This window comes from Caballeronia sp. SL1002 (assembly GCF_057814995.1).
On the sequence record NZ_JBYMUW010000002.1, the window covers coordinates 572,559 to 587,837 of the forward strand.

Annotated in this window: 11 protein-coding genes; 3 read left to right on the forward strand and 8 right to left on the reverse strand. The window is 63.8% G+C overall.

Annotation, left to right across the window (positions count from 1 at the left end; genetic code table 11):
* Positions 1-574 precede the first annotated feature (574 nt).
* Positions 575-1,738 (forward strand): transglycosylase SLT domain-containing protein, encoded by a 1,164-nt coding sequence (locus AC3D25_RS05520; protein ID WP_488887446.1) that lies wholly within the window; start codon positions 575-577, stop codon positions 1,736-1,738.
* Positions 1,739-1,813: 75 nt separating this feature from the next.
* Here AC3D25_RS05520 and AC3D25_RS05525 read toward each other — a convergent pair whose 3' ends face one another.
* The 7 genes from AC3D25_RS05525 to hemL form a co-directional block, all read right to left on the reverse strand.
* The gene (locus AC3D25_RS05525; protein WP_488887447.1) at positions 1,814-3,007 is read right to left on the reverse strand and encodes a pyridoxal phosphate-dependent aminotransferase; all 1,194 of its coding nucleotides are present in this window, start codon (positions 3,005-3,007) and stop codon (positions 1,814-1,816) included.
* A gap of 78 nt (positions 3,008-3,085) precedes the next feature.
* Positions 3,086-3,520: a transcription antitermination factor NusB gene (gene nusB, locus AC3D25_RS05530; RefSeq protein WP_488887448.1), complete on the reverse strand. Its 435-nt coding sequence runs from the start codon at positions 3,518-3,520 to the stop codon at positions 3,086-3,088.
* The gene (gene ribH, locus AC3D25_RS05535) at positions 3,517-4,020 is read right to left on the reverse strand and encodes a 6,7-dimethyl-8-ribityllumazine synthase (protein ID WP_488887449.1); all 504 of its coding nucleotides are present in this window, start codon (positions 4,018-4,020) and stop codon (positions 3,517-3,519) included. Before ribH ends, nusB begins: the two co-directional genes overlap by 4 nt.
* 39 nt (positions 4,021-4,059) lie before the next feature.
* Positions 4,060-5,217, reverse strand: a complete 1,158-nt coding sequence (gene ribBA / locus AC3D25_RS05540; RefSeq protein ID WP_488889610.1) for a bifunctional 3,4-dihydroxy-2-butanone-4-phosphate synthase/GTP cyclohydrolase II — start codon at positions 5,215-5,217, stop codon at positions 4,060-4,062.
* Positions 5,218-5,370: 153 nt separating this feature from the next.
* A complete protein-coding gene (locus tag AC3D25_RS05545) occupies positions 5,371-6,003 on the reverse strand; it encodes a riboflavin synthase (RefSeq protein WP_488887450.1) in 633 nt (210 codons plus the stop codon).
* A 14-nt stretch (positions 6,004-6,017) separates the two neighbouring features.
* The gene (ribD, locus tag AC3D25_RS05550) at positions 6,018-7,130 is read right to left on the reverse strand and encodes a bifunctional diaminohydroxyphosphoribosylaminopyrimidine deaminase/5-amino-6-(5-phosphoribosylamino)uracil reductase RibD (protein WP_488887451.1); all 1,113 of its coding nucleotides are present in this window, start codon (positions 7,128-7,130) and stop codon (positions 6,018-6,020) included.
* A gap of 13 nt (positions 7,131-7,143) precedes the next feature.
* The gene (gene hemL, locus AC3D25_RS05555; protein WP_488887452.1) at positions 7,144-8,427 is read right to left on the reverse strand and encodes a glutamate-1-semialdehyde 2,1-aminomutase; all 1,284 of its coding nucleotides are present in this window, start codon (positions 8,425-8,427) and stop codon (positions 7,144-7,146) included.
* 1,054 nt (positions 8,428-9,481) lie between these two features.
* Here hemL and AC3D25_RS05560 point away from each other — a divergent pair.
* Together AC3D25_RS05560 and AC3D25_RS05565 are read left to right on the forward strand one after the other, a co-directional pair.
* Positions 9,482-10,693 carry a Bcr/CflA family multidrug efflux MFS transporter gene (locus tag AC3D25_RS05560; protein ID WP_488887453.1) on the forward strand — a complete coding sequence of 404 codons (1,212 nt, stop codon included), beginning with the start codon at positions 9,482-9,484 and terminating at the stop codon, positions 10,691-10,693.
* A gap of 915 nt (positions 10,694-11,608) precedes the next feature.
* The gene (locus tag AC3D25_RS05565; RefSeq protein WP_488887454.1) at positions 11,609-12,859 is read left to right on the forward strand and encodes an IS256 family transposase; all 1,251 of its coding nucleotides are present in this window, start codon (positions 11,609-11,611) and stop codon (positions 12,857-12,859) included.
* A 185-nt stretch (positions 12,860-13,044) separates the two neighbouring features.
* Here AC3D25_RS05565 and AC3D25_RS05570 read toward each other — a convergent pair whose 3' ends face one another.
* Positions 13,045-15,153, reverse strand: a complete 2,109-nt coding sequence (locus AC3D25_RS05570; RefSeq protein ID WP_488887455.1) for a prolyl oligopeptidase family serine peptidase — start codon at positions 15,151-15,153, stop codon at positions 13,045-13,047.
* Positions 15,154-15,279: the final 126 nt, after the last annotated feature.

Genomic DNA, 15,279 nt, shown 5'->3' on the forward strand with positions numbered 1-15,279 from the left:
AAACGGATGGAGCGCACAAACGCGGGGTATTGCAAGCTGCGCGCAGAAAGCGATTGTCGATTTTACCTGCATCGTAGTCCGTGCGTTTGCGGACATTCAGCAAATTCCGATAGAAAGTCGTCCCGAAGCGCCGATTTAATCAACTGAACAGTGTTCATTATAACCAAAAGTAATCGAAATCAACGTCTATAGCATTGACGGATCATTTAACCCTGCTAGAATCGCTCGACATTAACAGCAGGATTTGAAACTTTTTACCCGTTGCCTCAGGTTTTTGTCAGACGCAATGCGTCGCCTGCGCCGTTCCTGTCGGCGACTCGTGGCTTTGGTTGTCCTAGCCGGCGCTCTTCTCCGCCGGTTTTTCGCGTGGAAGCCTTTTGCGCGCCCCGGCATGCTTTTCGTGCTGCGCGCTTGACCGGAAACCGAATGTTCCGGTCCGGCTTCCCAGACGGTACACGCCGTTTTCCCGATGTCGCCTATGGCTTGCCAAGAAGCAGGCGGCATCTGATATACGCCTTTGTCAGCTGGAACTCGCGGCTTTCATCGGTGGAATCAATGCAATATGGGAGCATCAATGAACGCTTGGTTGTCGTGGCGTCCCGACGCAAGGATCGCGCAGAACATGCGCGCGGCCCTGCGTCGCGGGACCCGCATGAGTCACTATCTATTCAGCCTGGTCGGCTGCGCGGCCGTTGTCACCGCGCTCGCCCTCTGGCTGCTGCCCAGCTGGCGCGGTACTTTTGCAGCAAAAGTGATGCCCATGGTCTCCGCCGCAGTTCAGGCCGGCCCGGCACGCTTGCTCCAGGGTCAGCCGCTTCCGCCGTTCGCGGTCGGCCACAAGCCGCCGCCCGACGAGGACGCGGCAAGCGTCGCCACGTCGGTCGCGCTGGTGTCGCCCGCGGCGCCGTCGCTCGGCTCGGCCACGTCCGACGACGACAGCACGCGCGAACTGACCGGCGGCATCAGCCTGGCGGTGTCGCCGAATGGGCTCGATCCGCGAATGCTGCCTACGGTCGCGACACTCGCGAACGCGATTCCGTCGCAGCGGGTGGTCGCCGATGCCCGCGACGATCGCGTGCTGGTCTCGAACCGCGAGCAGAATCTGGTGGCGAGCTTTATCGCGCGGCGTTATCGCGTGGCGCAGGAACCGGTCAGCGAACTCGTTCGCGCCGCCTTCGACACGGGCCGCGAAGTGGGTCTCGACCCGCTGCTGCTGCTGTCGGTCATGGCGATCGAATCCGGTTTCAATCCGTATGCGGAAAGCGGCGTGGGCGCGCAGGGCCTGATGCAGGTCATGTCGAAGGTTCATTCCGACAAATTCGAGTATTTCGGCGGGTCGCACGCCGCGCTCGATCCGCTCGCGAATATCAAGGTCGGCGCGCTGGTGCTGAAAGATTGCATCGCGCGGGGCGGTTCGGTGGCTGGCGGCTTGCGGTTCTATGTCGGCTCGTCGACTCAGGACGACGGCGGCTACGGCGCGAAAGTGCTGGCCGAGCGCTCGCGCCTGCGCGACGTCGCGCGTGGCCGCAATGTGCCGATCAACTCGCCGCAAGCGCCCGCGCAACCCGCGCCGAAGCAGGTGCTGGCGTCGAATTCCGGCGACGCGAACAAGCGCGTGCACGTGACGCTCGACAACGCACCGGCGATCACCGCGCCGAAGCCGAGCACGCCGGCGAGCGGTCAGGACGACGCCGAGGCGCAGCCGAAGCACGTTGCATCGGCGGAACTCGGGGCTTGAAACGGTTCTTAGACGCGCTGAAATGTAAAAAAGGACACCTTCCAGTGTCCTTTTTTTATGGGTTGGCGCTTCGTGTCAAAGCTTGAAGAACACCGCCAGCCGCTCGACCGCCTCTTCGAGCTTTGCATACGACGTCGCATAAGACAGCCGGATATAGTCGCCCGGCGCATGAAAACCGAAATCCGCCCCGGGGACGAGCACAACGCCTGCGTCGTGCAGCATCGCCTTGGTCAGCGCATCGCTGTTGCCCGCAGCCGGATGCGCGACGCGGCGCGTGTCGGCATACACGTAGAACGCGCCGTCCGGCACGACCGGCACTTCAAAGCCGAGCGAGCGGAGCGCGGGTACGATGAAATCGCGACGGCGGCGGAATTCCAGCCGCCGCGCTTCGTAAATTTCCAGCGTGGCCGGTTCGAAGCAGGCCAGGGCGGCATGCTGGGCAAGCGCCGATGCACAAATGAACAGGTTCTGCGACAACTTCTCGAAAGCGTCGATCATCGACGGCGGCACGACCAGCCAGCCGAGCCGCCAGCCGGTCATGTTGAAGTATTTCGAGAAACTGTTGACCGTCACCACGTCCTGACCGAGCGTCAGCGCGGAAACCGGCTTCGCGTCGTAGCTCAGGCCCTGATAGATCTCATCGACGATCGTAAAGCCGCCGCGCGCGCGCACCGCTTCCACGATCCGGCGCAGTTCGTCCGGTTCGATCGACGTGCCGGTCGGATTCGACGGCGACGCGAGCAGCACGCCGCGCGTTTTCGGTCCCCAGTGGGCTTCGACGTGTTCGGCGGTCAACTGGAAACGTTCGGCGGGGCCGCTCGGGATCAGGACCGGCCGGCCATCGGCGGCGGCCACGAAATGGCGGTTGCACGGGTAGCACGGGTCCGGCATCAGCACTTCGTCGCCGTGATCGACGAGCGCCATGCACGCGAGCAGCAACGCCGCCGACGCACCCGCCGTCACCACGATGCGCGCCGGATCGACGTCCACGCCGAACGCATCGCGATAATGCTGCGCGATCGCCTCGCGCAGCGCGGTCACGCCGAGCGCGTTCGTATATTGCGTGACACCGCGGCGCAACGCGCTCGCGGCCGCTTCGATCACGGGTTCCGGCGCGGTGAAATCCGGCTCGCCGATCCCCATGTGGATGATGTCGCGGCCGGCGCGTTCCAGCGCCTGCGCTTCCTTCATCAGTTCCATCACGTAGAACGGCTCGATGGCGTCCACGCGGGCGGCTAACCGAACGAGCGGTTCGGTAACGGTATTCATGGTGAAAATCCAGTCAGACAGGCGTGGCCAGGACGCGGCGGGTAGAAAAACCGCGCACGGCCCGGCTTTCAAGGCAAATCAGCCCCGGCCGCGCCCTTGAGCTTCAGCGGGGCGCAACTGCACGGCGAGCTTGTCGAGCACGCCGTTCACGTACTTGTAGCCATCCGAGCCGCCGAACGTCTTGGTGAGTTCGACCGCTTCGTTGATGACCACGCGATACGGAATGTCGAGGTGATGCTTGAACTCGAACGCGGCGACGAGCAGCACCGCCCGCTCGACCGGCGAAAGCTGCTCGAGCGGACGGTCGAGACACGGCTGCAGATCGGCCGACAAGGTATCCGCATCGCGAATCACGCCGCGCAGGATCGTGTCCAGATGTTCGTGGTCGGCCTTGTCGAAACCTTGCGCGTTCTTCAGTTGCGTGTCGATTTCAGTTGCCGTCGATCCCGACAGCAGCCACTGGTAAAGCCCTTGCGTCGCGAGTTCGCGCGAACGGCGGCGAGCGCTCTTCATGCGCGGTCCTCTTCTTCGTCTTCGTCGTCGTCGCCGCTGAGTTGCTCCAGCGCGATCGACAGGTTAGCCATTTCCACCGCCACGCGGGCTGCGTCGCGGCCTTTTTCCGTCATGCGGGCGACGGCTTGTTCGTCGTTTTCGGTCGTGAGCACAGCGTTCGCGACCGGCGTGCCGAAATCGAGCGCGATGCGCGAAATGCCCGCGCCGCTTTCGTTCGACACGAGTTCGAAGTGATACGTCTCGCCGCGAACGACTGCGCCGAGCGCCACCAGCGCGTCGAACTGGCCCGATTCCGCCAGCTTTTGCAGCGCGAGCGGAATTTCGAGCGCGCCCGGCACGGTGACGAGCAGCACGTCCTCGCCGATCACGCCGAGGCGTTCCAGTTCTTCGATGCACGCGTCCGCGAGGCCGTTGCACACCGGTTCGTTGAAGCGCGACTGGACGATGCCGATACGCAGTCCGTCACCGTCGAGATTCGGCTGATATTGTCCGATTTCCATTATTCGAGTCCGTTTGTTTTGAGTGTGTGGCGCGGCGCGTCAGACCGAGCGCAGATGGCCGACGCTGGCATCCGCCGCGGTGGCGGGGCAGCCGGGCATCGGAATGAAGCCGGTGACTTCGAGTCCATAGCCTGACATGCTGCCGAGCTTGCGCGGATTCGAGAGCACCTGCATCTTGCCGACGCCGAGTTCGCGCAAAATCTGCGCGCCGATACCGTAAGTCTTGAAGTCGATCGGGCGGCGCTTCAGCTCCGCCGCCTTCGCTTCCTGATCGAACGCTTCGAACACGTCCACCAGATGCTCTTTCGTGTCGCCGCAATTGAGCAAAACGATCGCGCCGAGATCGCGCGAGGCGATTTCCTTCATCGCGGCGTCGAGCGTCCAGGAATGCGTGGACGAGTCGATTTCGAGCAGATCCAGCACCGAAAGCGGCTCGTGCACCCGCACCGGCGTTTCGCGATCGGGCGAAGGCGTGCCGCGCACCAGCGCGATATGCGGCGAACCGCTCGGCTGGTCGCGGTAGAGCACCGCGCGAAACGCGCCGTGCGCCGTTTGCATCGTGCGTTCGGCTACGCGCTGGACGATCGATTCCGTGCGGCTCCGGTAGTGGATCAGATCGGCAATTGTGCCAATCTTGATGCCGTGTTCCTCACCGAACGCGATCAGGTCCGGCAGACGCGCCATTTCGCCGTCGTCCTTGATGACTTCGCAGATCACCGCTGCCGGCGACAACCCGGCGAGCGAGGTCAGGTCGCAGCCCGCCTCCGTATGGCCCGCGCGCACGAGCACGCCGCCCGGTTGCGCCATGATCGGGAAAACGTGGCCCGGCTGGACGATATCTTCCGCGCGCGCATTAAGCGCCACGGCCGCCGCGATGGTGCGGGCGCGGTCGGAGGCGGAAATGCCGGTAGTCACGCCTTCCGCCGCCTCGATGCTCACCGTGAACGCCGTGCCGTACTGCGTGCCGTTGCGCAAGGTCATCGGCGGCAGATTCAACTGACGGCAGCGTTCCTGCGTGAGCGTGAGACAAATCAGGCCGCGTCCGAAACGCGCCATGAAATTGATCGCTTCCGGCGTCACGAATTCGGCGGCCAGGACGAGGTCGCCTTCGTTTTCGCGATCTTCTTCGTCGACGAGAATCACCATCCGACCGGCTTTCAGTTCGGCGATGATCTCAAGGGTGGAGGCGAGCGACATGGTGACGTCCGGTTCGGGAAAGGGCATATTTTACGCCACGGCGGGCGCCCGGGCGCTGGAATTGCGGGTCGCTCGGCAGGTTTTGCGCGGCGCGGGCGAGGCATGCTGCCTTAACGAAGCACTCGCGCCGCACCCGCGCCGCGCGATGAAACGTTACAGCGCGGCGGGCCGCGCGCCGTCCACGCTCAGGATCCGCTCGACATAGCGCGCGATCAGGTCGATTTCCAGATTCACCTTCGATCCCGCCGCGAGCGCCTTGAGCGTGGTCACTTCCACCGTGTGCGGGATCAGGTTGATCGAGAATTCGCAGCCGTCGGCGCGGTCGGTCACTGAGTTCACGGTCAGGCTGACGCCGTTCACGGTCACCGAACCCTTGTACGCCAGGTATTTGCCGATATCGCGCGAGGCCAGAACGCGCAGTTCGTGCGATTCGCCGATCGGCGCGAAATGCGTCACGACGCCCAGGCCATCCACGTGGCCCGAGACCAGATGGCCGCCCAGCCGGTCGTGCGCCCGCAATGCCTTTTCGAGATTGACCTCGCCGGTGTCGCCGAGGCCCGCGGTCTTGTTCAGGCTTTCCCGGGATACGTCGACGTCGAACGCGGCCGCTGTTTTCGAGACGACCGTCATGCACGCGCCCTGAATGGAGATGCTGTCGCCGAGTTCGACGTCCGCGAGATCGAGCGCGCCCGCGCCGACTGTCAGCCGCACGCCGGCATCGGCTTCAGCGCCCAGCGGCGTGACTTTTTCGATGCGGCCGACCGCCGCGACAATTCCGGTAAACATCTGATTTCCTTCGGTTATTGAGTGGATTGCGTATCGACGAGACGCGCGAGTATGCGCAGGTCGTCGCCGAGCCGGTCGATGGCGTGAAAGCGCAGATGCGTGCGCGCTTCCAGCGTCTCGGGCGCGGCGAAATCGAACATGCCCGGCGCGTTGCCGAGCAGGCTCGGCGCGACGTAGATGAGCAATTCGTCCACGCAGCTTTCGCGCAGCAGCGAGCCGTTCAGCTTGTGCCCGGATTCGACATGCAGTTCGTTGATGCCGCGATCGGCGAGGAGCGAGAGCATCGCGGGCAGATCCACCTTGCCATGCGGATTCGTGGTCTCGAAAAGCTGCACGCCACGATCCTGCAAGGCGGCGGCGCGCGCCGGATCGGCGTTTTCGCCGTGGAACACCCAGGGCGGCGCGCCTTCCAGGATTTTCGCGTCGAGCGGCACGTCGAGCCGGCTGTCCACCAGCACGCGCTGCGGCTGGCGCGGGGTATCGACGGCGCGCACGGTGAGTTGCGGATCGTCCTCGCGCACCGTGCCGATGCCCGTCAGGATCGCGCAGGCCCGCGCGCGCCACGCGTGGCCGTCGGCGCGCGCCGCTTCGCCCGTGATCCACTGGCTCGCGCCCGAGGGCAGGCCCGTGCGGCCGTCGAGCGTCGCTGCGATTTTCATGCGCACCCACGGGCGGCGGCGCGTCATGCGCGAGACGAAGCCGATGTTCATTTCGTACGCTTCGGCCGCGAGCAGACCGCAACGCACGTCGATCCCGCCGTCGCGCAGTATCGCGAGGCCGCGTCCGGACACGGCCGGATTCGGATCTTCCATCGCCGCGATCACCCGGCCGACGCGCGCTTCGACGAGCGCATGCGCGCAGGGCGGCGTGCGGCCGAAGTGGCTGCACGGTTCGAGCGTCACGTAGGCCGTCGCGCCGCGCGTGTCGTGACCGCGCGCGCGGGCATCCTTCAACGCGCGGACTTCGGCGTGATCCTGCCCAGCCGGCTGCGTGAAGCCTTCGCCGATCACCTCGCCATTCTTGACCAGCACGCAGCCGACGCGCGGATTCGGCGTCGTCGTGTACATGCCGCGCGCGGCGAGTGCGAGCGCGCGCTCCATATAGGTGAAGTCGGTCTGCGAGAACATGGCGCGGGGTCCGTCAGGCTGCGAGGTGCGCGAACACGCCGCGCGCGGCGTCGAGCGTCGCGTCGATCACGGCGTCGTCGTGGGCGATCGAGACGAAGCCCGCCTCGTAGGCCGACGGCGCGAAATAGACGCCCGCGTCGAGCATCGCGTGGAAGAACGCGTTGAACCGCTTCGTGTCGCCCTGCGTGACTTCCGCGAAGCTCGCCGGAATGTCCTTCGCGAAATAAAGGCCGAACATGCCGCCGATCGCATCGGCCACGAACGGCACCTGCGCTTCCTTCGCGGCGGCGGTGAGGCCATCGGCGAGGCGGCGGGTTTGCTGCGTCAGCGTCTCGTAGAAACCGGGCGCCTGAATCAGTTGCAGCGTTTTGAGGCCGGCCGCGACCGCGATCGGGTTGCCGGACAGCGTGCCCGCCTGATAGACGCCGCCGAGCGGCGCGAGATGCGCCATGATGTCGCGGCGTCCGCCGAACGCCGCCGCCGGCATGCCGCCGCCGATCACTTTGCCGAGGCAGGTGAGGTCCGGCTTCACGCCGTAAACTTCCTGCGCGCCGCCGAGCGCGACGCGGAATCCGCACATCACTTCGTCGAAGATCAGGACCGTGCCGTAGTCGTTGCAACGGTCGCGCAGCGCCTGCAGGAATTCCGGCGTGGCGCGCACGAGGTTCATGTTGCCCGCGACCGGCTCCACGATCACCGACGCGATTTCCGCGCCGAACGCCGCGAACGCCTCGTTCAACTGTTCGACGTTGTTGTATTCGAGGACGGTCGTGTGTTTGGCGATATCGGCCGGAACGCCCGCCGATGTCGGCTTGCCGAAGGTGAGAAGGCCCGAGCCCGCCTTCACGAGCAGGCTGTCCGCGTGACCGTGATAGCAGCCTTCGAACTTCACGATCCGGCTGCGGCCCGTGAAACCGCGCGCGAGACGCAGCGCGCTCATCGTCGCTTCAGTGCCGCTCGACACCATGCGGACTTGCTCGATCGACGGCACGAGCTTGCAGATTTCCTCCGCGATCTCGATTTCCGATTCCGTCGGCGCGCCGAACGAAAAACCGTTCGCGAGCACGCGCTGCACGGCGTCGAGGACTTCGGGATGAACGTGACCGAGAATCATCGGACCCCAGGAGCCGATGTAGTCGATGAACTTTTGACCGTCGGCGTCCCAGAAATAGGGGCCTTGCGCCCGTTCGATGAAGCGCGGCGTGCCGCCGACCGAGCGGAATGCCCGCACGGGCGAATTCACACCGCCGGGGATGGTTTGCTGGGCGCGTTCGAAGAGGGCTTCGTTCTTAGACATGGGGTGGGGGCCTGCGTTTGCTCGGGGTTGGGGCGTGCAGCCGGGGGCGTTTGCCTGCGGCCGATTTCGTGTGAAATTGTACCGGAGAGGGGAGGGAGGCGTAGTTTTGGCGCTTGCTGGGCTCGCTGTGTTTGGACTGGTGTTTGGGCTGGTGTTTGGACCGGTGTTGCCGGTATCCGGCCGGTTTTGGGAGTTTGAATTTTCTCGGTTGGATGGCGTCGCTACTTGCTCAGACGTTGGTTTGCTGGCGCTTTTGCTTTTGTCTGCCTGTGCTTCTTGGGACCTTGCTTTCGTGTAGGTCTATTAGCACGCCGCTATGCGCGGCAGCAGTCACTTTCTTTGCTGCTGCAAAGAAAGTAACCAAAGAAAGCAGCGTGACCTACTAAGTGTCCATCACGAACCGTAACCGGGAGTGGCGCGCAAGCTGATTCGGCCATCGCACCACACTACAGAGTGGAGCCGCTCATCCATCCCCACAGGCACAAAGTGCCTGCCGGAACGGCATAACCGAAGAGACCAAACCGGCGGCCGGCGGCGGCCCGCCGGTCGTCGGCCGCTGGCCTCCGGTTTTTGATATGCCCGTCGTCCACGCGAAGCGAGGATGGAACTGACAGGTGCTGTGCCAATCCGAATGGCTGCGCGCTAACCGAGTCGGCCTGCGCGCCTATCCGGCTGGTTATTCGAGGTGGACACTTAGGCGGATAAGCTGCTTTCTTTGGTTACTTTCTTTGCAGCAGCAAAGAAAGTGACTGCTGCCGCGCATAGCGGCGTGCTAATAGACCTACGCGAAAGCAGGTTTCCAAGAAGCACAGGCAGACAAAAGCAAATGCGCCAGCAAACCAGACCGACGCAAGTTTTCAAGAAGCACAGGCAGACAAAGGCACCCGCACCCGCACCCGCACCCGCACCCGCGCAAGCGCCAGCGCGAGCACCAGCACCAGCACCAGCGCCAGCGCCAGCGCCAGCACCAGCACCCGTGCAAAAACCCCAAAAAAAGGTCGCGTACAATTGCAGGCTCCCCGCAAAACCCGCGCGCCCCAGCGCGGCCCCGCCCATGCCCCAGACATCTCCCCGCCGCCCCGACGCCCGGCTCATCCTGCTCCTCGGGGCGCTTGCCGCGTGCGGTCCGCTGTCGATCGACATGTATCTGCCGAGTCTGCCCGCGCTTGCCGCGGCTTTCGGCACGAGCGCCGCCGCCGCGCAGACGACGCTCACGAGCTTCATGTTCGGCTTCTCCTTCGGCATGCTGCTCTACGGCCCGCTCTCCGATGCCTACGGCCGCCGCCCCGTCCTCCTCGCCGGCATCGTGCTGTATGTCCTCGCCACAATCGGCTGCGCGCTGTCGTTCTCGATCGACTCGCTGATCGGCTTGCGTTTCCTCCAGGCGCTCGGCGCGGGATCGGCGTCCGTGCTCGCGCGCGCGATCGCCCGCGATGCCCACGCGCCAAGCGACGCGGCCCGCGTCCTCTCGATGCTCGCGATCGTCACCGCCATCGGCCCGCTGCTCGCGCCGCTGATCGGCGGGCAATTGCTGTTGCTCGGCGGCTGGCGCGCGGTCTTCGTCACGCTGACGCTGTTCGGCCTGGGCTGCGCGGTCACGACGTATCTGCGTGTGCCGGAAACGTGGCCGCGCGAAAAGCGCGCGAGTTCGGCGCTCGGCAAGTCGTTTGCGGCCTACGGGCGGCTACTCACCGATCCCGTCGCGTGGGGCCACATGCTCTGCGGCGGCATGGCGTTCGCGTCGATGTTCGCGTACATCACGGCGACGCCGTTCGTCTATATCGATTACTTCCACGTCCCGGCGCAGCACTACGGTTTTCTGTTCGGGCTGAACATTTTGGGGATCATCGGCGGCAACGTGCTGAACGCGAAACTCGTCGGGCGGCTTGGGTCGCTGCGCATGATTTCGGCCGCGTCGATCGTGAGCGTGGTGGCGGCGCTCGCCGTTTCGCTCGTGTGTCTCACGGGGTGGGGCGGGTTGTGGTCGATTGTCGTGTGCCTGTTTTTCGTGGTCGGCGTGGTCGGGGTGCTTTCGGCCAATTGCACGACCGATTTGATGCATCGGTATCCCCATAATGCTGGCGCGGCGGCGGCCGTGTTCGGCGCGGTGCAGTTGTCGCTCGGGGCGTTGTCGAGCCTTGCCGTGGGCTTGTTGCACGATGGCACACCCCATGGGATGGGGATCGTGATTGGCATCTGCGGGGTGCTTACCTTCGGCGGACGGGTGCTCGTTTTGCGGTGGCACGCGCATCCGGTGCGGGTTTGAAGGTTTGTGGTTTTTGCGCGGAGCGCACGGGCGTTGGTTTGCTGGCGCTTTTGCTTTTGTCTGCCTGTGCTTCTTGGGAACTTGCTTTCGTGTAGGTCTATTAGCACGCCGCTGTGCGCGGCAGCAGTCACTTTCTTTGCTGCTGCAAAGAAAGTAACCAAAGAAAGCAGCTTATCCGACTAAGTGTCCACCTCGAATAACCTCGCGGATAGGCGCGCAAGCTGACTATGGCAACTCGCATTCGTTTGTATTGGCACAGCGCCTGTCAGGTCCATCCTCGCTGCGCTCGGACGATGGGCATATCTGACAACAGTGGTCTGTTTGGTTTGGTTTGGTTTGGTTTGGTTTGGTTTGGTTTGGTTTGGTTTGGTTTGGTTTGGTTTGGTTTGGTTTGGTTTGGTTTGGTTTGGTTATGCCCTTCCGGCAGGCACTTTGTGCCTGCGGGGATGGATGAGCGGCTCCACTTTGTAGTGTGGTGCGATGGCCGAATCAGCTTGCGCACCACTCCGGGTTACGACCAGAGGTGGACACTTAGATGGTCACGCTGCTTTCTTTGGTTACTTTCTTTGCAGCAGCAAAGAAAGTGACTGCCGCCGCGCACAGCGGCGCGCTAATAGACCGACACGAAAGCAAGTTCGCAGAAAACGCGGTGCTGGGCCGGCTATGCCCATCGTCCGAGCGCAGCGAGGATGGAACTGACCGGCGCTGTGCCAATCCGAATAACTGCGTGGTGGCCGAGTCAGCTTGCGCGCCTATCCGCGTGGTTATGTGTGGTGGACCCTCCCTTAGGCGGACAAGCTGCTTTCTTTGGTTACTTTCTTTGCAGCAGCAAAGAAAGTGACTGCTGCCGCGAGGGTGTAATTAGTTTTGTGTAAACGGTCATTTGGCAGGAGACTGCCCGTAACAGGAGCGACGATGACCGTAGCCAAACGCAACAAACGTGCGAAACCCGATCCTGAACTCGTCAAGCTGGCGGACAGGTTGCTGGCGAATTACCAGAAACCCGAGGACCTGGTTGGCGAGAACGGCCTGCTCAAGCAGCTCACCAAGATGCTGGTTGAGCGGGCGCTGGAGACCGAGATGTCCGAGCATCTGGGGCACGGCAAGAGCGAGACCGTCACCAACGCCACGGGAAACACCCGTAACGGTCACAGCACCAAGACGTTGCAGGGTGAGTTCGGCGAACTACCGCTCGATATCCCGCGTGATCGTCAAGGCGCGTTCGAGCCGAAGCTGGTAGAACGCCATCAGACCCGCTGGTCGGGCTTCGACGACAAGATCATCTCCCTGTACGCACGGGGCCTGAGCGTGCGTGAGATTCAGGGGCATCTGGAAGAGATGTACGGCACCGAAGTGTCGCCCACGCTGATCTCCGCGGTGACCGACGCGGTCAGCGAGGAGGTGAAGCTCTGGCAAGCTCGCCCACTCGACGCGCTGTACCCCATCATTTATCTCGACTGCATCCACGTCAAGGTGCGCGACAGCGGTGCGGTGCGGACTAAGGCGGTCTATCTGGCCATTGGTGTGAACATGGACGGCCACAAGGAAGTGCTGGGACTGTGGATCGCCCAGACCGAGGGGGCGAAGTTCTGGCTGCAGGTGGTCACCGAGTTAAAAACACGCGGCGTGCAGGACATTTTTATCGCCTGCGTCGATGGGCTCAAAGGCTTTCCCGAAGCCATTGAAGCGGTCTATCCGAAAGCAGCCGTGCAGCTTTGCATCGTGCACATGGTGCGCAACTGCCTGAACTTCGTGTCGTGGAAAGTGCAGCGCGAAGTTGCCGCCGATCTGAAGATGATCTACACATCAACGACAGTCGAACTGGCCATGCAAATGCTCGAAGCGTTCGAGGCCAAGTGGGACAAGGACTATCCGTCAATCGGGCAGAGTTGGCGGCGCAACTGGGCACGCGTCGTTCCATTCTTCGACTATCCGCCGGAAATCCGCAAAGTGATCTATACGACCAACGCCATTGAATCGATCAACATGAGCCTGCGCAAGGTGATCAAGACCCGCAGCTCGTTTCCGACCGACGACGCCGTGACCAAGCTGTTTTACCTGGCGCTGAACAACATCAGCAAGAACTGGACGATGCCAATCCGCGATTGGAAGGCAGCTTTGAACCGCTTTACTATCCAGTTCGAGGACAGGCTGATGCCCCGTTAAACCACAACCTGTTTACACAAAATTCGGGACACCCCCGAAAGCGCAGGTAAACAAAAGCACAGGGCGCCAGCAAAACCAAACCGCGCTAGCAAAACCAAACCGCGCTAGCAAAACCAAACCGGACCCCGACGGCCGCAGCCAACCAAACCAACCCCAACCCCAACCCCAACCCCGGGCGCCAGCCCTCACCCCCGTCCTATTGCCCCAAGCAAAAACGCAAACGCGGTCGCCTGCACCCGCGCCGCGGCCTCGGGCTCAATCCCCGCACTGTGTCCTCCTTCGCGATTCTCCAGATACCAAACGCGCTCATGCCCCTGCGCGAGCATCCTCGCGGCCATCTTCCGCGCATGCCCCGGATGAACGCGATCATCGGCGGTGGAGGACGTGAACAACACCGGCGGATAAGCCGCATCGGCGCTCACGTTTTGATACGGTGAGTAACGCATCAGCACGCGAAGATCGTCAGCGTCGTCGGGGTCGCCGTACTCGTCGATCCACGACGCGCCCTGCAACAACAAATGAAACCGCGCCATATCGAGGAGCGGCACCTCCGAGAGCACGGCGCCGAACAACTCGGGCCGCTGGATCATCACCGCGCCGGTCAGGAGCCCGCCGTTGCTGCCGCCGCGAATCGCGAGCCGCTCGGGCGCGGTCACGCCCGAGGCGACGAGCGCTTCGGCCACGGCGATAAAGTCGTCGAACGCGACCTGGCGCTTTTGCCGCTGCGCCGCGCGATGCCAGTCCGGGCCGAATTCGCCGCCGCCCCGGATGTTGGCGATCGCGAGCAGCCCGCCCTGTTCGAACCACGCGATGCCGGTCGTGGCGTCGTAGTCGGGGTCGAGCGCGACTTCGAAGCCGCCGTAGCCGTAGAGCAGACACGGGGCCGCCGCGCCGTTCAGATTCGCCTCTCGGCCGATCAGCCAATACGGAATCTCGACGCCGTCGGGCGCGGTGGCGTGACGGCGCACCGCCGCGAGCCCGGTCGAATCGAATTGAGCGGGAAGCTGAGCGAGTTGGCGCCACGGGGCGTCGACGGCGAGATCGGCGAAATAAAGCGTCGGCGGCGTGAGGAAATGCTCGGTGTGGATGAGCACGGTGTCGTCGCGCTCGGAATCGATCGAATCGAGATACGCCTGACCGTCGGGCAACCGAAAATCCCGACGCGTCCAAACCGTGTCCGTGTCCGCGGGCGGTTTCCACAGGCTCACGCGCGGCACGCCGTCGTCCATCTCGCTTGCGATCAACCAGTGTTTCGTGAAGTCGATATCGGCGAGCACGCGCCGTCCCAGCGGCGCGAACAGCACGGTCATGTCACGCGACTCCGCCAAAAACGCGTCGCGCCGGATCACCAGCAGCGAACCGCTCGCGTGCGTCGTGCCGCCCACGTCCCAGGGCTCGCGCGGCGTGGCGAACAGCCAGCCGTTCCAGTGTTCCAGCTCGACGTGCAGCGGCACGTCGTACTGAATCCACTCGCCGGATGTTTCGTCGAGCCAGTATTGCAGCGTCTCGAAAAAGGTCACGGCGCGCGACGCGAGATGCAGCTTTTCCAGTGGATCGTAATCGGCGCCCGCCGACACGTCGCGCCGCTTGCCCTCGAACACCACGGGCGCTGTGGCGAGCGGCGTGCCGCGCGTCCATCGGCGAGCCTGGCGCGGAAAGCCGGACGTGGTGAGCGCGGGCTTCTTCGTGTGCGCGCTGTCGTCCCAGCCGACATACACGGTGTCGCGGTCGATCCACGAAATACCGTGCTTGCCGACGTCCGGCAAATTGAAGCCGTCGGTGACGAACGTGCGCGATTCGACGTCGAACTCGCGCACGAGGCACGCGTCCGAGCCGCCCGGCGACAGGCTCACGAGCGCACGGTCGTAGTCGGGATAGAGCATGTCGAAGTCGTGCAGTGCCCAGCGCGAATCCTCGGCGGCGTCGCGGTTCAGGTCGATTGCATCGACGTCGAGCACGATCTGCCACTCGGGCGTGCCGGCGAGCCATGCGCTCCACGGCGTGCGACGCACAATGCCAAGCGGATGATCCTCGTCCTGCCACGTGTTGTAGCCCCAGTCGTTATAGCGCGAGCACGCGACGATCCGGTCCTTCGACGTGTACGCCGCGGCGAGCCGCGCGGTCAGCGCATCGGCGAGGGGCGTCGTGCCGAACGCCGCCATCGTGCGGGCGTTCTGGGCGTCGATCCACGCGTCGACATGGGCGTCGTCGAGTGCTTCCAGCGCGAGGTACGGGTCGCCGTCCGGCGCGGGCGGCCAGAGGAGGGCGGGATCGTGGGGCAAGGGCAGGGTCATTGAGCGGGAGCGAAGGCAAAACGATGATTGTGCCTTGTCGGCGGGCCGGCCGCCTTTTCGCGCGCAACGCGGCTCGCGCGTGCCCATCAAGAACACATAAAAAAACCGCGCACATGGCGCGGTTTT

Coding starts and splice junctions, on each gene's coding strand:
- AC3D25_RS05520 (WP_488887446.1), top strand. CDS start 575: ATGAACGCTTGGTTGTCGTGGCGTCCCGACGCAAGGATCGCGCAGAAC.
- AC3D25_RS05525 (WP_488887447.1), bottom strand. CDS start 3,007: ATGAATACCGTTACCGAACCGCTCGTTCGGTTAGCCGCCCGCGTGGAC.
- nusB (WP_488887448.1), bottom strand. CDS start 3,520: ATGAAGAGCGCTCGCCGCCGTTCGCGCGAACTCGCGACGCAAGGGCTT.
- ribH (WP_488887449.1), bottom strand. CDS start 4,020: ATGGAAATCGGACAATATCAGCCGAATCTCGACGGTGACGGACTGCGT.
- ribBA (WP_488889610.1), bottom strand. CDS start 5,217: ATGTCGCTCGCCTCCACCCTTGAGATCATCGCCGAACTGAAAGCCGGT.
- AC3D25_RS05545 (WP_488887450.1), bottom strand. CDS start 6,003: ATGTTTACCGGAATTGTCGCGGCGGTCGGCCGCATCGAAAAAGTCACG.
- ribD (WP_488887451.1), bottom strand. CDS start 7,130: ATGTTCTCGCAGACCGACTTCACCTATATGGAGCGCGCGCTCGCACTC.
- hemL (WP_488887452.1), bottom strand. CDS start 8,427: ATGTCTAAGAACGAAGCCCTCTTCGAACGCGCCCAGCAAACCATCCCC.
- AC3D25_RS05560 (WP_488887453.1), top strand. CDS start 9,482: ATGCCCCAGACATCTCCCCGCCGCCCCGACGCCCGGCTCATCCTGCTC.
- AC3D25_RS05565 (WP_488887454.1), top strand. CDS start 11,609: ATGACCGTAGCCAAACGCAACAAACGTGCGAAACCCGATCCTGAACTC.
- AC3D25_RS05570 (WP_488887455.1), bottom strand. CDS start 15,153: ATGACCCTGCCCTTGCCCCACGATCCCGCCCTCCTCTGGCCGCCCGCG.